General features: G+C 40.5%; 18 protein-coding genes. 2 read left to right on the top strand and 16 right to left on the bottom strand.

Features of this window, described 5'->3' with window-relative positions; translation table 11 throughout:
• A partial coding sequence (locus tag E0F88_RS24155) for a hypothetical protein (protein ID WP_131960851.1) occupies positions 1–260 on the bottom strand: 260 nt, incomplete at its 3' end.
• 23 nt (positions 261–283) lie between these two features.
• Between E0F88_RS24155 and E0F88_RS34825 the strand changes: the two genes are divergently transcribed.
• The gene (locus tag E0F88_RS34825) at positions 284–454 is read left to right on the top strand and encodes a GNAT family N-acetyltransferase (RefSeq protein WP_374756324.1); all 171 of its coding nucleotides are present in this window, start codon (positions 284–286) and stop codon (positions 452–454) included.
• A gap of 46 nt (positions 455–500) precedes the next feature.
• On the opposite strand, the gene E0F88_RS24150 is transcribed toward E0F88_RS34825, so the two are convergent.
• From E0F88_RS24150 to E0F88_RS24120, 7 genes are all read right to left on the bottom strand, one after another.
• Positions 501–1,451: a DUF4249 domain-containing protein gene (locus E0F88_RS24150; RefSeq protein ID WP_131960850.1), complete on the bottom strand. Its 951-nt coding sequence runs from the start codon at positions 1,449–1,451 to the stop codon at positions 501–503.
• A gap of 4 nt (positions 1,452–1,455) precedes the next feature.
• Complete coding sequence (locus E0F88_RS24145) at positions 1,456–3,858, bottom strand: TonB-dependent receptor (RefSeq protein ID WP_131960849.1); 2,403 nt, start codon at positions 3,856–3,858, stop codon at positions 1,456–1,458.
• A 12-nt stretch (positions 3,859–3,870) separates the two neighbouring features.
• On the bottom strand, positions 3,871–4,431 hold the full coding sequence (locus E0F88_RS24140) for a hypothetical protein (protein WP_131960848.1): 561 nt from the start codon (positions 4,429–4,431) through the stop codon (positions 3,871–3,873).
• Positions 4,432–4,449: 18 nt separating this feature from the next.
• A complete protein-coding gene (locus tag E0F88_RS24135) occupies positions 4,450–4,965 on the bottom strand; it encodes a hypothetical protein (protein WP_131960847.1) in 516 nt (171 codons plus the stop codon).
• A gap of 894 nt (positions 4,966–5,859) precedes the next feature.
• Positions 5,860–6,543, bottom strand: a complete 684-nt coding sequence (locus E0F88_RS24130; protein WP_131960846.1) for a hypothetical protein — start codon at positions 6,541–6,543, stop codon at positions 5,860–5,862.
• 84 nt (positions 6,544–6,627) lie between these two features.
• On the bottom strand, positions 6,628–6,993 hold the full coding sequence (locus tag E0F88_RS24125) for a hypothetical protein (protein WP_131960845.1): 366 nt from the start codon (positions 6,991–6,993) through the stop codon (positions 6,628–6,630).
• A gap of 197 nt (positions 6,994–7,190) precedes the next feature.
• Entirely contained in the window at positions 7,191–7,790 is a 600-nt protein-coding gene (locus E0F88_RS24120) for a Crp/Fnr family transcriptional regulator (protein ID WP_131960844.1), read from the bottom strand.
• A gap of 354 nt (positions 7,791–8,144) precedes the next feature.
• Between E0F88_RS24120 and E0F88_RS24115 the strand changes: the two genes are divergently transcribed.
• Positions 8,145–9,281 carry a serine hydrolase domain-containing protein gene (locus E0F88_RS24115; protein ID WP_131960843.1) on the top strand — a complete coding sequence of 379 codons (1,137 nt, stop codon included), beginning with the start codon at positions 8,145–8,147 and terminating at the stop codon, positions 9,279–9,281.
• 64 nt (positions 9,282–9,345) lie between these two features.
• Here the strand turns inward: E0F88_RS24115 and E0F88_RS24110 are convergent, their stop codons facing one another.
• From E0F88_RS24110 to E0F88_RS24075, 8 genes are all read right to left on the bottom strand, one after another.
• Positions 9,346–10,413, bottom strand: coding sequence for a glycoside hydrolase family 99-like domain-containing protein (locus tag E0F88_RS24110; protein ID WP_131960842.1), 1,068 nt, complete (start codon positions 10,411–10,413; stop codon positions 9,346–9,348).
• A gap of 41 nt (positions 10,414–10,454) precedes the next feature.
• The gene (locus E0F88_RS24105) at positions 10,455–11,429 is read right to left on the bottom strand and encodes a metallophosphoesterase (RefSeq protein ID WP_131960841.1); all 975 of its coding nucleotides are present in this window, start codon (positions 11,427–11,429) and stop codon (positions 10,455–10,457) included.
• Positions 11,430–11,463: 34 nt separating this feature from the next.
• Complete coding sequence (locus tag E0F88_RS24100; protein ID WP_131960840.1) at positions 11,464–12,585, bottom strand: glycoside hydrolase family 99-like domain-containing protein; 1,122 nt, start codon at positions 12,583–12,585, stop codon at positions 11,464–11,466.
• A gap of 62 nt (positions 12,586–12,647) precedes the next feature.
• Positions 12,648–13,664: a DUF5627 domain-containing protein gene (locus E0F88_RS24095; RefSeq protein WP_131960839.1), complete on the bottom strand. Its 1,017-nt coding sequence runs from the start codon at positions 13,662–13,664 to the stop codon at positions 12,648–12,650.
• A gap of 39 nt (positions 13,665–13,703) precedes the next feature.
• Complete coding sequence (locus tag E0F88_RS24090) at positions 13,704–15,461, bottom strand: RagB/SusD family nutrient uptake outer membrane protein (protein ID WP_131960838.1); 1,758 nt, start codon at positions 15,459–15,461, stop codon at positions 13,704–13,706.
• An 18-nt stretch (positions 15,462–15,479) separates the two neighbouring features.
• The gene (locus E0F88_RS24085) at positions 15,480–18,476 is read right to left on the bottom strand and encodes a SusC/RagA family TonB-linked outer membrane protein (RefSeq protein ID WP_165940142.1); all 2,997 of its coding nucleotides are present in this window, start codon (positions 18,474–18,476) and stop codon (positions 15,480–15,482) included.
• Positions 18,477–18,504: 28 nt separating this feature from the next.
• Positions 18,505–20,310, bottom strand: coding sequence for a RagB/SusD family nutrient uptake outer membrane protein (locus E0F88_RS24080; RefSeq protein ID WP_165940141.1), 1,806 nt, complete (start codon positions 20,308–20,310; stop codon positions 18,505–18,507).
• Between the two features lie 45 nt (positions 20,311–20,355).
• Positions 20,356–23,610 (bottom strand): SusC/RagA family TonB-linked outer membrane protein, encoded by a 3,255-nt coding sequence (locus tag E0F88_RS24075; protein WP_165940140.1) that lies wholly within the window; start codon positions 23,608–23,610, stop codon positions 20,356–20,358.
• Positions 23,611–23,920 lie beyond the last annotated feature (310 nt).

Raw genomic sequence — 23,920 nt, 5'->3', positions numbered from 1 at the left:
CTGCTGAGTTTGCCCCACCAACGGTCTGAATATGTTGATAGTAATTCCTTAATTCCGCCCTTAACATAACTATTCCAAAGCCGTTGTGATTGTCGTTCGCCCAATCCAATCGCAGCACCTGCACGAGCTTGGCTACGATACTCTCCCATTTTTAGCGATCTTATAAATCGAATTCGATCACGACGCATTGCATTCTTTTCACGCTTTTCCATGAAAAGCAAATCAGCTATACTTTCCTTAATAATGTCAGCATATTTCATATATAAATATACGACTTTTTATTTTGAAATTAGTATTATTATTGCTTGAAAGCCTTAAATGGTTAAAGAGTGAAAATTGCAAAGAAACGATTCTTACGGTGAATACAAAAAATAAATCAGCTATGAAACTTTACCGTAAGGTCGGTTTTTCATTTAGCAAATTTTATTATATAGACATGAATAAAACCTTATAACTTTCTTGAATACGTTTTAACACGGCTACGTCTGATTATCTCTCATTTATTTGATTTTAAGTTTAATCGTACTCATATTGTAAGCAGCAAAACATCCAAATCCTCCGTTGATGTTTCCTGTAATATTGATAGGCTCGGCGAATGGATTATCGTCGGCAAGACTGGCCTGGTTAATGCTTTGATAATAATCATAGTAAATTTTATCGATGTTTAGAAGATTCATTTCAATCTCCTGTCTGATAACGCTACCCCTGTACGTACCGGTCCAGTAAATACCATCCGCGGATTGCATAACCCCATTTTCCTGATTCTTATCGCTGAGAATCATAGTTCTCGAATTTTCTTCATTGAAGAATAGAAGTTTTTTAAAGTCTATTTTTAAAGAGTTGTTTACCAATTGAATGGTCTCTGATTGACTTAATTCACCAAACACACGATAATAATTGACGCCAACCGGATCCTCCCATTGAATAGAGGCATATCTTTCCATCGTACTGTCTATGGGAGTATTGCCGACTGTAACGGTTCTCACAAAACCGGAATCAATAATTATCTTTTTAATTTGAATTGACTGGTCCGGAACCGTGCAGGTAGAATTAACAGTTCGCCCGTCTGGGGTTTTAATTATTAATTTGTATATTTCTCCACCTTGTATTACAAAACTTTTTATTGGAGAAATGTAATATCCTGATAGTGTGTCACTAATAACAAGTGAGTCACTTTTACTGTACAATACTATTCTTGCATCACTTACCATTGATGATTGATTTAATGTATCATACAATAATTTTGATTCTGTTAAGCTTACTCTAACAACGGAATCCTGAGGTGAAATAAAACATCCAACTACTAATTTTGAAGCAATCTGGTCGGTAAACTTATCGGGATTCACTTCTACGACTGGTGAAAAAAAGCTACAGGCTTGAAAAAAAATAATAGCCAGTGCCTGAAATAAATTTAGAGCTACCTGTCTGGTTACCGCCCACTGGAGTTTCATGCCTTTAAAATTTAAAATTATAGCTTACATAAGGTATAACCGGAAACAGTGAAACCCTTTTAAGTATTTGCACTTCCTTGTTATTAACTATTTTAGTGCTTTGTGAATAATAGAACGGATTTTTCCTGTTATATGCGTTATATAAACCGATATCCCACGCTCCATCATATTTGCGTCTTGTAGTGGCAAACTGTGCTGAGATATCCAGCCTATGATAACTAACTGCCTGAAAGGAGTTTTTATCACCATAAGCGCCAACGCCACTTTTTGTCCCAAAAATTTTTTCATAAGGTGTAAGATCGAAATAATTGTCTTGGTTTGGATAATGTATAGGAGCATTGTAGGTTTCACGAGCTATGGTCAGATGATTTCCTGTTGCATATAACCAGGTTGCGGACATGGAAATTTTTTTATTTACCTTTAGCATAGCAACTACAGACAGATCATGACGCCTATCGTTTCTGGGCAAATATTTTTTTCCATCATTAACTTCCTGAAATTGCCAATAGGTCTTGGACCATGTATAGCCAATCCATCCGCTTAATTTACCTACCCTTTTCCTTAGCAGGAGCTCCATTCCGTAAGACCAGCCTTTTCCTGAGGTTACATTATTTTGCCAATCAGTATTTCCTATTGTTGACGGTCCATCTAAGACAGAAAGTAAATTAGCTCCTTCTTTAAATGTAACAATATGATTCATTGTTTTATAATACACCTCAGTTGATAAGATGTAGTCAGGATATTGCTTATTATTATGAACCAAACCCAGAGAAACCTGCTTAGACTGCTCTGGTTTTAAAAGTTTTGTAGTTGGTACCCATAAATCTGTGGGAAATCCTGCCCCGGTATTCGATAACAAATGTACATATTGATTCATTATAGCGTAGGAGCCTTTAACAGCCCATGACGCAGATTGCTTGTAAGAAACACTAATCCTTGGCTCGGCACGAAATGACAATGCTCCTTCTGTTGCGTGACTTACAATCCTAAGTCCTGTACTTGCTTTAAATCTCGCTCCGGGAAACCAATTATGGCTGGCATAGATAGCACTTTCAAAACTATTTTGTTGCTGTTTCGATTGAATGTGCTCTCCGGTCTCTGTGTCAATTGCCTCTATAACACTTGGTTTAAACTGATGTAGAATGGATTGAAGACCAAAGCGAAATGCATGTGAAGGATTGGTAAAATAATCGACATCATATTTAATAGAATAATCCGTGATCGAGGACAAGTTACTTAGATTAACTATAAACGGTTCAGGAACATCCTTTTTAGAGAATGAATTTTTCAGGTTGAGTTCAAAATTATAATTGGTAAATATCAGTGACATGTTGGAAAATACCTTTTCATTGAACAAATGGTTCCATCTTGCAGTTGCGGTGCCATTTTGCCAATGAAATAAGGCCTGGCTCTCATAAGTTCCTGATTTTAGTTTTGCATAAAACTTATCTTTTCCAAAATAGCCGCTGAAGTATACTTTATCATTTTTCCCAATATCATAATTTAATTTAGTGTTAAGATCGTAAAAAAAATATCCAAGTTTTGCATTACCGTTTGATGCAAGACTCAATAACGGTGAGAGTAATACGTCCAGATATGTACGACGTCCGGAAATAATAAATGAACTTTTATTTTTCTTTAAAGGACCTTCCAAAGTTAATCGTGAAGATATTAAGCCTATTCCACCCTCCCCATGCAATGATTGTCTGTTACCTTCTCTCATTGTAACTTCCACCACAGACGAGAGCCGCCCCCCATACTGAGCTGGGAATCCTCCTTTAATAAGAGTTACATTTTTTACAGCATCATTATTAAATACAGAAAAAAAACCAAAAAGATGATTGACGTTGTAAACCGTTGCTTCGTCCAAAATAATTAAATTTTGGTCAGCCCCTCCGCCTCGCACAAATATTCCACTGCTTCCCTCAGTACCCTTCCCTACACCAGGCATGAGCTGGAGTATCTTTAAAGCATCTTTTTCACCGGCAATTGCAGGCAACGTTTTTATTTCAGCCGCAGAAAGTTCGATCTGCCCCATTTGGACCTGATCTACCGTGTTTTCTCTACTATCTTTTATTATCACCTGATCCAGTTCCATTGGCGACAAGATAATATCAAGACGTATAACAGGTTGTAATTTTATAACTTTACGGAATGGTGGGTACCCCGCCATTGAAGTAAAAATAACAATGGAATCCTGAGCCATAGACATAGGTATATTTAGTACAAAATACCCGTATGTGTTTGTGGTCGCCGATCTTAATCCACTTTCAACCCGCACGTTTGCACCGACCAAAGGCTCAGTACTGCCAGATTCCTTAACATAGCCATTGATAACCACTGACTGTCCTGACACAGAGGAAAAAGAAAGCAGGAAGAATAGACAAGATATTAAACTTTTATCCATCAATGAGTTTGTCTATTCCTTTTGACGATATTTCTTTTTAGCGCCTAAAACAATGCCAAGTGAAAGCTGAATAATAGGTCGTATTTTAGCTTTAAAATTTATACCATCTGTATATCCGGCTCCTCCCGCAACGTTAATATTGAACCCGTTATGAAAAGTTTGCTGGAATCCGCTGATTATGCCTGCTTTGGAAAACAGTGTCGATTCTTTTTGCCCGTAAAAAATAGCCTGTTCAGTAATTATGCCGGTGTATAATCCCGAATTTGTTAAGGTACTTCTACCTTTAGAAAATCGCTTTTGCAGATTTAAATAATACCTGTATTGCAGAGATATTGTTTGCATAGCCACATTTTTTCTAACTAGCTCGTTATTATCAGCAGACGTCAAGCCTACGTGAGAATCTAGCACAAAGCTCATATCTTTAGAAACTGCTCTCTCAAACGCGATGCCAGGGAATAAAAAATCAATTCTAAGTTGGTTTTTAGTAAGCTGACCTTCTGTGCCTTGCGCAATCAGATAGCTACGGGATAGAGTCGTAATTAACAAAATAGACAAACAAAATTTCACTTTCATATTGATAAGCATTTAATGTTAATTAATATATAAAGTTTTATATAACTTATCACACAATTCAGCTATGTTGCCTGACTTTTTCACAACTTTTCCTTTTGTATCAAGATTTACAAAATCATAAGTAATTTTATGTAAATTGTATAAGTCTCTATAATACGGAGGTAGTTTTTTTAAATTGTTTCTAATTTTCAGGATGGCTTTCGGCTCATAATAATTTGACGATAGAATTGGCAATACTTGCTTCATTGATTCAGATAAATTCCTATCTTTTGCATATTCTTGGTAAGGTTCATTTTCAACCATAAAAGCACCAAGTGTACTATTTAATAAAGTATGAGTTTTGTAGTATATCTCTGTAGCCTTTATTTTCGCGCTATCGTTGGAAGTAAATTTCCTTATTGATATCGAATAATATGGCAAGTGTTTATGAAATGAGTTTATTTCTTCTTTAAGCACTTTGTATTTAACACTATCCACTGTCTGTGAATACGGCAAGTTAGATAATAATAAAATTATAAATACAACATTTTTCATAATTTTTGTTCTTTAAGTAACGGTTTCCAACTATTTACCAGATGCTCCTTGAACGATCTTAGATCATCATCACTAAAGAACAATCCATAGAGAGAAATGAAAAGAATTTCAAAATCATGGATCATCATAAATATATATATTCCAATATGAAGAAATATACCAGATATAATAAGAGGGAATCTCCAATATCTATTCCAAATAAAAAATGGGAATAGAAGCTCAAACACTAATGTAAAGTATGTTGAAATTGTAGTAAAGTATCCATTTTTTGCCAATAAACTATTATAATTTGTTCCATTAAACCTCTCTGATATTAGTGTGTAATATACAGCGACACCTTTGTACCACTCTGAGGTATTTATTTTTCCAATTGCAGAAAAAAAATAAACAAAGCACAAATGTATACAAATGGAATATGCGGCCAAATTGCTTAATAAGTTTGAAATTTTCTCTATCCGTATTGTCGTATATTGTATTTTTGAAACAGAGAAATATTTATACGAATCTATAAAAATCATATATAATAAGATAAAATACAAAAGATTGTCCCCACCATTGGAAACCATTCCATTTAATTCTTGGAAGGTTCGAAATAGAACAAATACTAAAAATGCGGTAAAGTGCTTGCCTATTCCAAAAAAATATAATGTTATTAAAATAATATATATGATTATTAATATTTGATAATTTTCTCTTAAAATCGAACTATTAACACCAAAAACGTATGATCCAGTATTGTGATATATGAATGAATTTTGTCCATAAAGTAGCTCACTACTAGTAATAAACATAATTGATTTCTTTATCAAATGAAAGCATATAAATAATCTCAAAATGGACAGATATATTGAATTATTCGGATTCCTTTGCAGTTTATACAGTATAGATTCCATTTTATATACTAACAGGGAATGTTTCAAAGACAATTTTCTTTTTTGGAATGAATCTTTTATTAAACCTATCTTTAAAAGGCGGAATTTCGATGGTTACCATCCTTATCTTAAAAGTATAATTATTTTTATTTATATTGTACTTTTTGGCGATTTCTTGCGCATAGTTTTTTAATGTTTTAAAATGTACAGAATGGTACTTTTCATTTGTGAATAACAAGTTAAGTTCTTTTTGAAAGTAAGCTTTTGAAGAATCAGGATAGGTTTTTCGTAGAATTTCTAATCTGTCAGATACGCTGTTATTTAGTGCATAAGTACTTCCTGTAAGCATCCCATCAATAGCTTCGTACTTTGTATTAAAAATAGGATTTTTTCTCTTATTTTTTCTAATTGTGTGAAATATTTCGCAAGCTATAACTTGTTTATTTTTTGTTTTGTCTATAAATAAAAAATATACCCTTTCGTTAACTTTAGGAGGGGGTGTGAAAAAAGTCCATTTTTGATAAAACATCGATTCAAATACTGCTTCATATTTGTTTAGCTCAATTCTTATGAAATTATTTGGACTGCAATATATCAATGTAGCTATCCAATATGTTATGAATATGAAAAATACAAATATTTTGCATAATGAAATAATATATTCATTGATATCAAATCTACTTGTATTTTTATTGATGTTTGTCATATTTCTTTGTCAAAGAAGTATTTATGGAATAATTAAAATGTAAGACGTACACATTAGTTTGTACCTCTTACATTTTAAGCTACATTAATTTAACTCTTCAATTAATATGGACTGTTGAATAGAATTTTGTAGGTCCGATAAGTGCGCCATTCTGGTCGTATCACCCGGTCCATTTATTGCATCAACGGCTAAATATGAGGCGGCAGCTGATAGGGCCGCTACCACTACTTTTCCTGCACCATCCCATATTTTGTAGTCAAATATTTTCCAGCCAGCGAAACGTTCTACACCCGCATCCAAAGAGCTTAAATCTCCCTTATAAGTTGTGATTTCTGCTTGACCGACACATCGATTAGCAATTGAAGTAAGATTCCCATTAACTAAACCTAAAGCGGAAATTGTAGAGAGGGTAATACCTACAGCGGCAGTACGAAGACTAAAATTTGACATAATTAGCGTAGTTTAAAGTTAGCAATGATTAAATTTTTTTTTTATGCTTTGCATATCATTAGTTAATATCGTACCGGATAGATATTAACTAATGATATAGATACATTTGTAAAAGTATATATAAGATTGAATACTTAGATTGACTCGAATCAATTAATGAATTGATTCGAGTCAGTCGACGGTAACATTTGTGTTAATTATTTTATTTTACCGCGAAGACGGCTCAGTGTAGCTCTATCAATATTTAGATATGAGGCCTGAATACTTACAGATATACGACCAGACATACCAGGATACATCTTTTCAAACATCTGTAGTCTATTAATGGGATTACGGAGATTACACATCTGTACTCGCAGGTCAGCCATTATAAGGGTATTCTCGAATATAATCTGAGCTACTTCGGGGTAGGATTGCTGAATTGCCTGGTAGTTTTTATAGTCATGCTTATATAATCTGGAGGGTTCAAGAGCCTCAATGAAGTATCTCGAAGGTGTTTGATGAAGGAAACTTTTAATGTCAGTTAAGAATCCATTTTCGGGCACTATCCAGTTTGTTATTTCTCGGTCTAACAGGTCTCCATCATCCAGGTTCCCTGAGCGTTTATTCTCCTGTACAATGGTATATGCTCTAAGGATACCATGACCAATAAACCAGGCTGTTTGACTTACCGAGCCAGGTTCCAGGAGGATTGCTTTTGCAGAAACCTTTACCGGAGTGAAAAATTGTAAGATGGGTTCAATAGCTTTTCCTTCTAACCGGGTAAGGTTAATTAAATTTTGTAATAAAGCATCCATTGATAAAGTAGGAAAAATGAATCAAATATTAAGCTTCATTTTTCATAACGTATTGATATATAGTATGTTATTTGAACATTGTGTGCAGTACAAAATGTGCTAACTAATGATAAGAACTATATCTATGCAAGGTATGCATTTAATTGACACATCCTATGATTACCTAAAACGAGCAGATTATCTCAATTTACTTTTTGTTTTCTGACTAGCCCCACCTGCCACTACTGGCTAGATAGTGTTTAAGCCAAAAAAATATATGTTTTCATATACCCAATTTCCAGGCTAACATGGATTGGTTTTGGATTGGGGCTGCCGGAAATTTGTAGCATTCAATTCAATCCTATTACTCATGTTATGACCAGGTTACTAACTTCCGTTTTCTTTTTTCTTTTATTGATTGGTTGCGCCAAAGACGATACAACCGTTGAGCCGGTTGACAAAACACAGGTGGATATTCCGCAGGTGGATGATGCAGTCAGCAGTTTTATGGCAACGTATAGCGTACCCGGCGTTTCCGTTGCGATCACGAAAGATGGTAAACTGGTGTATGCCAAAAGTTATGGCAAGTCGGATAAAACATCAGGGAAAGATCTAACCAACGCTACCTTATTCCGGATTGCCAGCGTGTCGAAAACGGTTACCGGACTTGCGATTTTAAAGCTGGCTGAAACGGGAAAGCTTTCGCTCGATCAAAAGGTTTTCGGGCCTCAGTGTTTATTTGGTACTACTTATACAGCCCCTGCAGGTCAGGTTGGCAATATCACGGTAAGGCAGTTGCTTCAGCATACGAGCGGAGGCTGGGGAAATAGCGTAAACGATCCTATGTTTACCAATGCGGCTATGAGTCAGGACCAGTTGATCAGCTGGACTTTGGCTAACAGGCCGTTGACGAGTGTTCCGGGTGCCAAATACGATTATTCCAATTTCGGTTACTGTGTTCTGGGAAAGGTCATCGAAAAAGTAACCGGGCAAACCTATGAACAATGGGTGAAAGCCAATATTCTTCAGCCATCAGGAATAACCCGGATGAGCATTGGAGGAAACACGCTGGCTGATAAAAAAGAAGATGAAACGACCTATTATGGTCAGGGTGGCGAGAATCCTTACATCTATAATGTGGCGAGAATGGATGCACATGGCGGCTGGATTGCCAGTGCTACCGATCTGGCCAGGTTGCTGGTTCGCATGGATGGCTTTTCTGGCAAACCCGATCTGCTTAACGCTGAGTCAATGAAAACGCTGACCACGGGTTCTACGGCCAATGTCAATTATGCCTGCGGACTGGCGGTGAACGCTTACAACAACTGGTGGCATACCGGAAGTTTGCCCGGCACCGCTACGGAGATTGTCAGGACACCGGATGGTTTTTGCTGGGTAATACTTTGTAACACAAGAAGCACCTCGTCCCAGTTTATTAATGACATGGATGCCGTGATCTGGAAGGCCGTTAATAACAAGTCAACGGTTTGGCCGAATGTGGATCAGTTTTAAATTAAAAACTGGTAAACCTGGAAGTTTCGTCGCGGGTGAAACTTCCAGGTTTACCAGTGATAAATCATTTCTTCAAAGCCTTCTTCAAACCCGTCAAAGGATTCAACCCCGTTTTCCCAGGAGTGAGCCAGGCGCCTTCGCCATTTTCATTCCAGGCATAAAGTAATCCCAGTCGTTCTCCGGTCATTGAAGATACATTTGCGTTCATCCAGTTTAGCAGGCCTTTAACTGAGTTTTCAACGGATTGTGCTGAAAAACCGGTGAAATAGGGCTGTGTGTTATATCTGTTTTTATCGTTTGACCATGGGCGCGGGTCCCAGCCGATTGTGGAAACCGGTATGTACGGCTTGGCGGCTGACTGATCCAATTTTGTCCAAAGGTTTTGTTCGGCTGTTTGCAAAGTGTCGATAGGAATTGCCTGCTCTTTTCCTTTGAAACCTACGCTGTGATAATTATAACCTGTTATGACGTCTGCGCCGCAGTCGGTTGCTTTGGCAACGCCATCAGCTGAGCCTGCACATATTGCGATGGATGCACCGTCGAGGCCTGCGTCCGAGGCGCTTTTTCTCAATTTTGCAAAGGCTTCACTCACAGCCTGGGGAGAACCGAAATTTTTGATCAGGGAGGTGAATTCGAAAAAGATCAGCAGCGGTTTTTTATTCACCAGCAGGTATTGCGGATTTTTGAATTCTTCGAGCCATATTTTCGTCAGCTTATCCCAGTTTTCCGGGCCTACATCAAAACCTCCATGATTGGCTACCAGCAAACAATATTCAAGTTTTTTGACATTTTTTGAAGCTTTGTAAAACGATATGGCCCGGTTTTCCGGCAATTCTTCCGGTGTTTTTCCATTTCTGTGATACCAGCAGAAGCTAAAAAACGAAAGACCTGCACCGGCTGCCATTGCAATTTGCTCATCCACGACTTTTTGATTGCTCGTTACCCAACCCCAAACCGGTTCGCGATTGGTGTAGTTTGTTTTCAGGTCGTCGGTAATGTGAAAGGTCGTTCCGCTCCATCCGTCAAAGTAGTAAGCGCCGACTTTGTTTTTTCCTTTTTGGGCAAATAAAAGACCATTTCCTGCGATGAGGAAAGTCAAAATCAATATAATCCGTGAGCTCAAAATCTTCATGTCTAAAATGCTGGTAAGACAGTTGAATAAATGTTTAAAATCTAGCGTTTCAGCGATCTCTCTTCATTTTGTTTGATGAAGTCGATGCCTTCTATTGAAAATTTAGACGTGTCTTCTTTTGTCTTTTTGTAATAAGGCGAGTACATGCTGGCCGAAACCGATTTTTTATCAATATCAAATGAAAGAAGCCGGATGTAACCGCCTCCCAGATCTTCGTTCTGGTAATTTTGCAGGATCTGATAAACTTTATTTCCATTTTCGCCCGTATCAACTTTTAATGCTGAGCTCATCACGTGGCCGCTGAGGACAAAACGGATGTTTGAATACTTTTTTACCAGCCGCTCAAAAACATCCTTCGGGCTGAAATCTCCATATCCTGCATTACGATCAGCAATTTCTCCTTTCGGAGTAAGGTGATAGTGTGTGATAATGATGACGTTGTAATTGAAAAACTCTTTAACGATATCTCCCGCCCAGTTGATCGGCCCCATTCGAGGGCAAAATTCAAGGCTTATAACCAGCCAGTTGGTATTACCCACTTTGAAAGTATAGTAAGCATTATCGCTTTTGTCGGCCTCGTATCTTCCCCGCTGGTTTGAAAAACGGGAAACCGGAAAGTAGGAATTAAACTTGTGTGTTTTCCTTAAATTCTGGTTTACGTTGCCGGGAGCCGCGCTGCCGCTGTTAAAACCTACCGCCTCTGTATCATGATTTCCCAGAGCAATTGCGTAGGGAATGTGATTGGCATCAAAAGATTCATAGCCCTTGCTGGCAACTTCATAGTGATCATAATTGTCAAAATTGACCAGGTCGCCCACGTGTAAAACCATCGGAATTTTCAACGAATCTTTATGGTCAACAACCCATTTGATCCGGCTGGTAAACATGTTGTGATTTCCTCCGACTTCACTTTGCGTATCCGGAAAAACGGGTATGGTGAATTTTTGGGCAGAAGCGAATTCAAGTGTTCCAATGCTGATCAGTGTGATTGCAATGGCTTTTAAATTAAAACTCATTTGTTATTTGAAGATTAAAATACGTTTTCTCTAACTACTTTTTATTTTGGTTTGAAACCACATTCTTTACCACTTTAAGATAACTCGCTTTCGGGTCGCCTTTTGTCGGGACCAGGTAGCCGCCTTCTCCAAGCTCGTTCCAGGCATAAATGAGAACCATGCGCTCCTTAATCGTCTGTTCAGGATTTTTGTCCATCCAGGTAACAGCATCAGACAGAAAAGTTTTGAACTGTTCAGGTGTTTTGCCTGTGTAAAACCAGCCCTGTTTGGCTCCGCCCGATGTGGCTTTGCCGCTCGCATCTTCCCAGGGGCGTTTGTCCCAGCCGGCTATGACTGTCGGGATATAAGGTTTTTCGGCCGTGCCTTTCCAGCGCTCGCGTTGTGCGTTAGCTAATTCGGAATACGGATGTTCTTCCGGACCGGCGGAATATCCGGGTACAACATTGTAGTGCGTACTGATATCGAAGTTTTTTCCCTCCGTATTGCCGCAGCCTGCTATGGTAAGTCCATTTTTTAGACCCTGCTTTTGCGCGGTTTGCTTCATAGCTGAAATGTCCGCGTTTTCAATTCCCTTGGCATTAAAAATAACCACCATCGGTTTTGAGTCGACTTTGATATACTGTGGATCGTTGAAATATTGCATCCAGTGTTCGGTCGCTTTCTCCCAGTTTTCAGTTCCTGTAATTTCTGCTCCCTGGTGGTTGGCAATGAGTAATCCGAACTTAATCCTGTTTTTATTTTTTGCTTTCAAATACCGGTTCATGCTTTCGTGCCCGGGAAGTTTAGCAATTTCTTCCAGGTTGATCGGGCCTTTGCTATCCCGCCAGTACCAGCAGAAAAGAAAAAACTCAACGCCGTTATCTGCAGCAAGATCGATTTGCCGCTCCATAATTTCCTGCGAATCGCTTCTCCATCCCCACACAGGTTCCCGGTCGGCAAATTCATCGAGCATTCTTTTGGTAACCTGTCTGGGTGCATTTTTTGCCCAGGGCTCATTGGGATTGTCTGCTTTTGCATTTTTTCCACCCCAGCCGTCGTAATAATAAGCCCCGACTTTTACGGGTTTTTTATTTTGCTGCGCAGAAATATTTGATAAGCATGCTGTAAAAAAAAGAAGGGTAAACAGTATAATGGCTTTTTTTAAATCAATTCTCATAACGGTAAAGTCATTTGGTAAAAAATAATGGCAGCCTGCATAACAGACTGCCGTTGTCAAAATTAAGGAGTAATTACAGGTTGAAACAGTTCCAAAATTACACCTCTGTCCCTAACCACCAGGGTATCTGTTGCGGTATATTTATTTGCTCCCTGTGTAAACTGGTAATTCAAATAAAGCGCATCGCGTTTTTTATTTCCCCATTCATCAGCGTCGTCCACAAATTTTCCGGTTCCGGTGATATTAAATGCAGAGCCGGGAGCACTTTGAATAACGAAGTCATTGCCGGTGAAAGTCAGAAGCATGCTTAGTTTTCCAGTTACCGCAGTTGCACGAACTACGCCCTCAACGGTAACCTTGTTTTTGGCTTTTGTATTCAAAGTCCAAACCTCATCTTTTTCTACATATTGCTGGTGGTACATGCTCGATTCCAGCACTTTTCCGGCAGCATCAGTTAATGTACTTTTTCCTCTGTGAAAATAATTTCCATGAAAAGGATTGACATATTTAACAGCAAACATGGTGAAGTTTTTCGGTGTTACATCCCAATTGCTGACGATCCTCGGATCAGGCTTGGCAAGAATTGATTTTCCTACCAGAAGAGAATCCAGATTGGAAACCTCGGTAATCCTGACTGGTAGAACGTAGGCCAGTTTTGTAGCCAGGGTATCATCAAAAAATGCGTCGGTAAGCTGCACTTCTATGTTTCCGTTAAACTCACCTTTCGGGATGATCAGCTGATCGGTGGAGCTTAGTTTATAATATCTTTCAGGCAGGGCGTACATCGGCTGGTTGGTAGAAGCAAATTTTGCCTGGTTAACCAAACTGTTGTCGACCTGGATTTTAAATATTCTTTCCTGATCATTTTTATAAACCCCACCCATCGCCGCAGATATCAGGAATTTATGGTCGTTGTCGTTGGTGTTGTCATAAATATAATCGCCCAGTACCAAAGTCCGGATCGGGTATTGATATGGGAAATATCCGGTCGTGTAGTCGTAATCCGGAAATTCGATTTCCTGGTTTTTACAGCCGAACATTCCGGCCAGCAAAATCAGTAAAAGTGATAATTTCTTCATGTCAAAAAGGAATTTAATGATTTCAGTATTAGAGAATGATTACCACCCTTTATTTTGAATAAGTGCTGAATATTTTACCACTTCTGTCTGAGGAACAGGGCCGTAGTACATAAAGTCGTTGCTGTATGCGCGGGGCTCAACATCTACCACATTGTAAGTTGTTTTATTGATATTGATTCCCTTTGCAGGTTCAGTCAGATTACTTTTCCAGCGGCGCAGATCCCAGAAACGAAAACCTTCGAAACAAAGCTCGAGCCTGCGTTCATTGCGGATCAATGTTCTCATATCTTCTTTGGTCGAAATTGAAGTAAGGTAAGGATCCGTTTTGGCGATACCTGCACGGGTACGGATAGCTGCAATCACATCCTTAGCGGAAAATCCGAAAGTGCCGGTTCCAGTTGGTCCCCAGGCTTCATTGGCTGCTTCTGCATAAATCAAAAACAGTTCTGTATAGCGCATGTGCGTTTCGTAATGTTTTTGAGTTGTAGTCGAAACAGGATTTAAATTAACTTCTTCAACCAAAAGTTTTTTCAGATAATAACCTGTTCTCGTTGAAGACTCAACCGAATCTTTTGCATCAACACCACCTCCAACACCGGTTATAATGGTTTTTCCTGCAAAAGTATTGCCGTTGTAAGTGATGTACTGACGAAGGCGGGGGTCACGGTTGGCATAAGGATTGGCTTTATCAAAGTTGCTTTCTGTTCTCGAAATCGGATATCCGTTTAGGGCAGGAAAAGCATCTACCAGATTTTGTGTCGGGTTCAAATTTCCTTTACCAAACAATGACGGAGGATAATGCGCCATTTCTCTTGTGTTAGAAGCTACAACTGCTCTTCTCCAGAGGATTTCCTTTTGGTCGATTGGCGTAGCTGCGGATACGTTCAGGACGTCAACCAGGGTTTTTAAATAGAATTTATTTCCGTTTGGATCCAAACCTGTTACTCCGCCGATTGTTTTCAAAACTTCTCCTGCATAGTTAGCTGCCTGAACCCATTTGGTGGCATCGGTACTATAAGCAGGACTTGCAGCAAGGAGCGCAAGTTTTGCTCTCAGCCCTTTAACAACCCGCGCGCTGATACGTTGATTAAGCTCAGAACCGAAAACGATATTGTAGTTGGTTGTTGCTACTTTTTCATAACCGGCAGGCAGCTGACTCGCATTTGTGACATTCAGATAATCATTCATTGTCAGGTATTTCAACGACTGATCTATATCTGAATAAATACGGTTTACCGACTCTTCGAATGTGGCTCTGGGAATATTAAAATCTGCATTAACGTTTAAAAACTGATCGATGATCGGGATCCCCAGCATCTGGCCGTTTGCTCCCGGACCCGCAACAGTTACTAACAGATGATATTGAAGTAATGCTCTCAGCGCAAATGCTTCACCTTTGAAACGCTGGGTGTAAAGCCAGTTTAATTCAGGAACCGATCCTTTCCAGTTTACCGTATCGATAAGCGTAGTAAACTGGTTTAATGTCTGAATTCCGGAAATGCAGTTGCTCCATTGATCCACAGGGTTGAACATCGCCGACCACTGTCCCGTAGCCATACGAGAGTAGTTACTTAACTTGTCGTTACTCACAGCATCATCTGTGGCTACGTCATTAAAGCTGAGGCTGTTGGTTGGGATTTTGGTATAAGCCGTCATCAGAACACCTTCTGCATAAGCCGGATCCGCATAGATACGGTCAATGGTGCTATGGTTGTCGTCCACGGGTTCCAGCAAACTACAGGAAACCAGGAAAATCGCTGCCAGAGAAACCAGGGAATATTTTAGTAATAATCTCATAAGATCTTATTTTTATAATTAAAACGAGATGTTCAGACCTAAGGAATAAGACCGGTACTGCGGTTCAGAACCAATGCTTAGTTCCTTGATATGCCTTACTTTTGAAAGCATTACCAGGTTGGACGCATCTGCAAAAACGGAAAGCGCTTTAACCCCTGCTTTGTTAGTAAGCCGGATCGGAAAGTCGTAAGTCAATTGAAGTCTGTCAACCGTAAAGAAATTGTCGCGGTATAACCAGAAGTCCGAGCTGCGGTAGTTATTGGTGTTTGAGATAGAGCTCAATCTTGGCAAAGTTGCTGTGGCCTTGGTAGCCTCAGTCCAGCGGTCTTTGATATATGCTGAGTATTTGTCATCGCCATCAACCCAGAAATAGTTGTTGCTCAAAGCGCCATTTGAACCGGATCTGCCGTTTCCTCGTGCAAACAAAGTCAGGTTTTTATATGACATACGAAGATTCAAACCATAAGACAAAGGAGCCTGAGATCTGCCAATGCGTACTTCGTCGTTTGCATCAATAACTCCGTCGGCATTTTGATCTTTGTACTTGATATCTCCGGGTTTTACTGTTCCAAATGCCTGTATTCCGTGACCTGCGATATCATTAATGTCACTGAACAGCCCTTCCGATTCCAAGCCAAAAGTAGCGTCTACCGATTGTCCTGTACGGTTACGGGAATTTACAGCAAAGAGTTCGTCTCTTTTGTTCACTTTTGAAGTAGAATACAAAACATTTGCCCCAAAGACGATTGAAAAATCTCCGATCGTTTCCCGCAGGGAAAGACCTAATTCGGCACCTTTGTAGCTGTTTTCTTCAAAATTTCTGTAAGGAATAAAGGTTGTGTAATAACTTGGGTAAATGGTTAGAGGTCTTGTGATCTGATCGGAATAAACACTGGTGAAAACGTTGGCGTTTACAGACAAACGGTTTTTGAACAACATACTTTCCACTCCGAAATTGAGCTCGTTACGTTTTTCAAAAGCAAGGTTAGGGTTGCCTCCGTTTGTTGGTACCACACCAGCTCTTGACCGTGTGCCTTCATACCAGGAATAGCTTCCTGAGCCACTGTATTTTTCGTCATATAAAAAGAAGCCGGGTATGCCATTATCGGAATTCATTGAACCGGCCGAAACACGCAATTTCAGGTAATCCACAAAAGTAGCCGAAGACATGAAATTTTCTGAACTCACCATCCAGGCAAGACCAAGGGATGGCGAAAATGCTGTCCTGTTCCCTTCCGGAAGTTTGGCCGAGTTAACGTAAGCGCTGCTGAAGTCAACCAGGTATTTTTTTTTAAAACCATAAGCTAAACGAAGGCCAAGGTTTGCATTTTTGGTTCCCTGCAAATCGGTCTGCACTTTATCACTGGTAGAATAAGCCAGAAGCGAGCCTGCAAAATGATGTATCTCGTTAAAAGTCCGGTCGTAATCCAGTAAGCCATAAAACCCGATTCTGCGTCGATAAGAAGCATTTCCAACATTCTGTGTTCCTGTGCGGACATCCTCTCCGTATTTTCTGATACTTGTGATTTTGTCCTCGGTTGCAGACCATACCGGTTCATACGATGCATAGGTATTGCTGATAAACTGATCATACAAAGTCAGGTAATCAAAGCTCAAATTGGTATGAAAAGCAAGTCCTTTTACCGAACTTCCTAAATCAAAATCAATACGGTTGTTGAATGAAAATGTCCTTTGAACCTGACGGTTTGTACCTCCGGAATAGCCGGCAGCAATCGGGTTGGTTGGATACGTTGCAGTACCGCCGATCAGATAGGTGTCATCGATATCATTTTTATGACCTTTTAAAATAGCGTTTTCAGGGTCTATCAGTGAAATAGGCAGGAGCGGAGCAAATAAATTTGGGCGTAACGTTGCGGCGTTGGTAAAGAAACTCCCGGTTGGCGAATTGTTGTTGTTCAGCACCACAACCGCATCCATTGCGCTTTTGATCCACCGGTTTACTTTAAGGTCAATGTTTCCGCGGACGTTAAATACATTTGATTTCAAACCCTTTCCTTCGCCGAAATTATAAAGACTTCCCGTTTGCGTCCATCCGATATTGGAATAATAGGTTGCTACATTATTCCCTCCCGAAAAATCGACCATTGCCCGTGAAAACGGTTTCAGGTTTTTAAGGTAATCTTTGGAATAATAATCGATGCTCGGATAGCGGTATTGATTTCCGCTGCGGTAATTTTCTATCACACCGGGTGCATACTGTATACCAAGGCCGTCATTTAATCTGGCTTCGTTATAAAGTTCCATGTAGTCTGCCGAAGATAAATATTCGGGCAGGGCACTGGGACGGGAAATTCCGTAGTAAGCCGTAGCGTTTATCTGTTTTTTAAATGGCTGTCCACGTTTGGTAGTAATTTGTACCACACCATTTACTGCATCATTTCCATATAAAATAGATGAATTGATATCTTTTAAAACCGTTATCTGCTCAACTTCGGAAAGGTTAATTGTACTGATATCACGCGGAAGTCCGTCAACGACGAACATAGCATTGCCAATACCACGGATATTTGAGCCACCCAGCATTCCCGGAATCAGGCCTGTTAAAGCAGATGAAATACTTTGCGTATTATCATATTTTCGGAGCTCTTTCGGGTCAAATACAGTTACTGCATTGACAAGGTTTCCTTTTTTTACTTTTCCAAAAGCAATTTGAACTGCATCCCGCTCTCCATACAAAAAGGTGGATTTCTTCAATGTCAGCGTTTCCGTATTCCGGTATTGCCCCGGTTCAAAAACAAAGGATTCATAGCCCTGTGCTTCGATCAGCAAATCGCTTAACTCAGGCGTATAAAGCGTAAATTTTCCGCGCACGTCCGTCTTTGCAACCGCAACGCCTTCATTTCCATAAACAAACGCCCCGCTGATCGGACTGCCATTTTCATCGACAACGACCGATTCTATGGTCATCAGGTTTGCAGCAGGAACTTTCTGAGCTTTTGTAATTGCAGGGAACAGCAAAAACAAACAACTTAAGTACCAATATATCTTCTTCATGTAAGTCAGCTTTTTGTGAAATGAATGATTACCATCCCGGGTTTTGGGGAAAGCCTTCATAAAGTTTTACGTCTTTCAACTGGAAAGGAAGCCAGTTGTGTCTTTTTTCAAAAACCCTGGTTACTACCGTACGCTCGCTTAGATTGATCGGTTTTCCATTCGCACCACGATCAAAATCAATGGCTGTTTTTTGCAGATATTCAGGGTTTCCTGAAATATTCCAGCGGCGCAGATCGAAAAAGCGGTGTCCTTCAAAAGCGAATTCAACAGCGCGTTCACGAATGATCTGCTTCATGAAAGCATCTTTTGATGCGGTGTATTTGGCTGTCAGATTGGGCAATTGCGCGCGATTGCGGATCATGTTTACTGCATCAACTGCGGTAAGTGTTGCTGCCGGAGATTTTGACAAAGGGGTGCCATACCCGTTTAGTGCTGCTTCTGCGTACATCAGGTACACATCCGCCAAACGCATAAGCGGGTGATAAGACTGGAAATTTCCCCAGCGGTTGTCCCATGGATTGTTACCTTTTGGAGTCCATTTTTTGTAGAAATAACCAGTTACACTTCCTGCGACACCAGCACTTGCAGGTGTACCGTTTCTGTGAAAACCGTTGTTGGCAAGCTGTGCAAATTCATTGGATTTTGCCGCCGCTGCAGTTGCGTTATCTACCAGCCTCACCCCATCATAAACTATATCAATATAAAACCGGGGATCTCTTCCTGTCCAGGGATCATTTGGATTGTATCCGGAAGCTGGGTCGTCAATCGGCAGGCCGTTGGCCATACCATAGTTTTTGATAAAGTTATGCGTAGGCACTTCCACACGGCTGTTTCCTGCTCCATACTGAACCGGATTACTGGTTCTGTTCGTGGTAAACCGCACATAACTCGGGATAATAACTGTCGGATTCATAATCACCTCAGTACCTCCCGGTCTATCCCGGTTACTTGGTGACCAAACCCAGAAATTATCTGTCCAGGTAGCCCAGCTTTGTAACTTGTAAGTGCCGGACTCGTTACAAATCCGGATCACTTCTGTAAATACATCGGCAGCCTTTTTGCTTAATTCAACATCGTAGGTGTTACTACCGGTTGAACTCTCGTTCATCATCGGGCTTGCCGCATATAACAGATTTTTACCCAGCATAGACATGGCGTGTATCTTCGTGATCCGCTGCCCGTTGTTACCAAGTGTTGCTTTTCCCACTGCGGCATCATCCCATTTTAAAGGTAGAAGCGCTGCGGCTGCTTCAAGATCTGCGGATACTTTTGCCGCAGTTTCTTTGTAACTAAGTCTTGGTAAGGTCAGCTCTTCGGATGAGGACAAAACCTGGTCGACATACGCCAGTCCTCCGTAGTAACGCATTAGTTCAAAATGCAGGAATCCGCGGAAAAACAGTAGCTGCCCTTTAATCGCATTTTTTTCTTCTTCCGTTACATCTGTCAGCAGATCCAGTTTGCTTAAACCCAAATTTGCCTTTCTGATTCCATACCAGGCAAATGGCCAGACCCGCATACGGGTGAGGTTAGCCTGGTATGCCAGATTAGGGCTTGCAGCATACAGGAAAGTTGTCTGGTTCCAATAATTGCCATCGTCCCAGATAATAGGTACAGTGGACAGAAGTTCGTCAGAAGCACTGAAATTGTAAAACTGGTTTCCTCCAAGCACTTTGTGAATGTCGATCACACAGTCGTACATTTCTTCCACAAAACCCTGAAAACTGATGAAACTTCCAAATACATCGGTATCTGTAATCGTTGCCTGCGGAGATTTGTCAAGGTAACTTTCGCAGCCTCCAAAAAGAAACGCCAGTAAAACGATGCTTCTTATCATGCTCTTTCTATAAATATTAAGTAAATTCCTGGTCATGACCGTTCTTTAAAAAGTTAAATCAATGCCGACGTTAAATCGTTTTGGTGTTGGGTATGCACCCGCGCTGGCTGCACCGCCTGATGATGTAGATTCACGGTCATCAGGAAGTTTTGACCAGAATATCAGATTATTGCCATTTACAAACAGTCTAAGTGACTGCAAGCCAAATCTGCTTAGCATCGGTTTTTGAAAACTGTAAGAAACCTCTGCGGTTTTCAATCTCACATACGAACCGTCATACAGGAAATAATTTCCGATAAACTGTCCCTGCGATTTCCATCTTGGAAGATAGGAGCTGGCGTTCTGGTTGTCTTCCGACCAGTGATCTCTCACATGAGAAAAAAGCACATTTTGGTACAAATAAAAGTTATCCAGAGGTACACTTCTTGAAACATTATTTACCCCAAAGAACTGAAGCATCACACTAAAACCTTTATAACCTCCGCCAATTGTAGCGTTGTAATTATTTTGAGGAACATCGGAATATCCGTACGGCACGGTGTCGTCGTTACCTGTTATAACGCCATCACCATTAAAATCCAACTGGTTGTAATATCCCGGCAGCTTTGACAGATCATTGGTTTGCTGAGGAACACTTGCAAATACATCGTCCCAATTGTTATAGAAACCGGTGTTCAACTGCGTTCTCGTTTGTCCGATCTGGTAGCCAGCCTGTTTCAGATAAGCTGTTTGTAAAGCCGGATCATCTCTGTTCAACACGTTGTTTTCGGTATGCGTATAAGAGAAATTACCAAACAAATTCAATCCCGATGCAAAACGTTTGTTAATCTTAAGTTCAAGTTCAAGTCCTTTTGACTTAACCTGTCCAAGGTTGGCAGCCGGAGGAGTGGCCCCAAAATAGGGAGCAATAGCCCGTGAGGTTCCTCCGATAACGATGTCGGTTCTTTTCTCCGTGAAATAATCGAAGTTTACGGTTACCAGGTCATTCAGAAAGCCTAGTTCTGCCCCATAATTGGTTTTACGTGCTTTTTCCCAATGCAGATTCGGGTTACCAACGATAGATTCCTGATACCATATATAAGGACTTTTTTCGTTCGGGTTTGCATTTAGCAAACCTGAATTTCCATAAGCGTATTGTGACTGATATGCCCACCTTGAACCACCCGCGTCATCCCCAACTGTACCGGCACTGTACCGGAACTTCAAATGATTGATCCAGTCAACTTTGAAGAATTTTTCATTTGAAGCAACCCATCCCATAGCATAAGATGGGAAAAAGTCAAATCTGTATCCCGGGCCAAATTTCTCTGAACCGTTGTAAGCACCATTAAATTCAAGTAAATAACGTGTATCGTAGTCGTAGGTAACACGGCCGATCCAGTCTTCCCGGAAACTTGGAAACATGCTTCCCTGCGCATATTGCTCTCTTTTAAATAAAGCCAGTGCAGTTACATGATGTTTGTCAAAATCCCTAGCATAGTTGGTCTGCAACTGATACATCAGTCTCCTTTTAATTGGAAGATATCCTGTAAAAGTAGCGTTCACTTCTTCCGGATTAACCGTCCAGGGGCTTACTACCCAGTCGAAGGCGTTTGCTGCTGTAACCGGAGTTGTTTCGGTGTACTCACTAGGATCCTGATCGCCACCTGTGTATCTTGAAGGATAAACGATTTTTCCCAAAAGGTTACTTTCAGGGCGAACGTTATTCTGGTCACCAATCCCGCCTACTGTTTGCATGCTGTTGTCATAAAACAGCGAACCGGTGACGCTCAGTCCTTTGGTGATTGCGTCCAGTTTTTGGTCAATCGTAAAATCGGAGTTTAGTGCAACTTCCCTTCTTTGCCATACACCCGTGTTATAAATCAAAGCAACCGGGTTTTGTAAAGACTCGGGAGGCAGGGCATAATTTTGTCCCCAGCTACCGTCGGGATATTGCGGCAAAATTACATCAGGAGGAAAATGGTAAACTGCAGCCCAGGCAAGCGGGTTGGTTCCTGAAGAAGAATTTGCAAATGAATAGTTCGTATTCTTCTGACTGAAATAGCCTGCCAGGTTTACTTTTACGTTTGTAGTAGGCGACACTCTAAAATCCAGATTACTCCGGAAGTTAAACCTGTTGAAACCATAACTCGGGTCGTAATTCTTATTGTTTTCATATTTTTTAAACATATCACTTTCATTCAGATACGAAAGCGAACCGAAATACTTAACAAACTTGGTTCCCCCGGTTACGTTCAGGTTTGCACGGTGCGACCATGACACATCCTTGAACATGGCCTTTTTCCAGTCAACGTTAGGATACAGTAGTGAGTTAATTGGGCTCTGCGGTTGTTGATACCGCAGTGCTACATCATAAGGAACGTAATCGCCCCAGGAAACCGGACTGAGCAAACCTTCGCGCTCGATCATTTCATTTCTTAACATGATCGCCTCGTACGAATCCAGTTTTTCCGGTAAACGCGAAACAGTCAGTGCCGTAGCGTTGTAAGTAACCGAAAGCTGTGGTTTCGATGCTGAACCTCTTTTGGTAGTGATAAGGATAACGCCATTGGCACCTTTCACCCCAAAAACGGCCGTTGCAGAAGCGTCCTTAAGCACCGAAATTGTGGCAACTTCGCTTACATCGATATTCTCCATTGCTCTTTCCACACCATCGACCATGATAAGCGGCTGACCGCCATTCCAGGTGTTTCTTCCGCGGATAAAAATTTGCGTGGCACTTTCACCATTTGCGTTTCCTCCCGGCTCGCCACTGGATGTAACGGTTGTCAAACCAGGTAGTTGCCCGGTTAGGGCTTGTTTTAAGTCGGTTACGTTACCTGCACGCTTTAGCTGTTCATTGGTAGTCTGAACGATGGAGCCGACCACACTTTGTTTTTTTTGCGTGCCAAAACCTACAACCACGACTTCATCCAGTATTTTTTCATCCACCTTTAGAAATACTTCCATCTTGGTTTTGTTTCCTATAATAATTTCCTGAGGAATATATCCTACGAAAGAAAACACCAGCGTTGCGTCGCTGTTGCGCACGGTTATCGTAAAATTTCCGTCAACATCGGTTGTGGCACCTTGCTGTGTGCCTTTGGCGAGGATGCTCACGCCCGGAAGCGCTTCACCTTTATCATTCGTTACTTTACCACTGACAGTAATATCAGCTGCAATTGTCCTGACAGTCCTGTGAGATTCCCTGGATACATTTGCCAGGGAGATACCGGAAATTAGTATCGCTGCAAAGGCCTGAATCATTGAGAATCTTAAAAGAGGATGTAAGATCTTTCGAAAATCTGAATCTTTTTTCATTGATTTGATTTGTTCTTGTTTGAGCAAAAGCAATAGTTTATCAGCCATCCAGGATGCCGGATGTTACTATACGTTTGTGAATATTGGAAGACGAACCAGAAGGAAGATGATGTTTCCCGGCTCTTAGGTAGCGTATTTGTCTAATTCATAGATTCAGGGGTTACTGTTAAAAATTACGATCTGTTATTCAAGTTCATGATTAACGCACTAAGTTATTTTTTTGTAAATAATGCTTCAGGGAAAGTCAGATACACAGAGACAGGTAATTAAAATGAAATGTTGAAAAGAGGTATTGTATTTAGAAAAGGCG

Origin of the sequence: Dyadobacter psychrotolerans, assembly GCF_004349265.1 — a bacterium.
Lineage (GTDB): Bacteria > Bacteroidota > Bacteroidia > Cytophagales > Spirosomataceae > Dyadobacter > Dyadobacter psychrotolerans.
The sequence above is the reverse complement of the archived record's forward strand: the minus strand, read 5'-3'. Positions and strand labels throughout refer to the sequence as shown.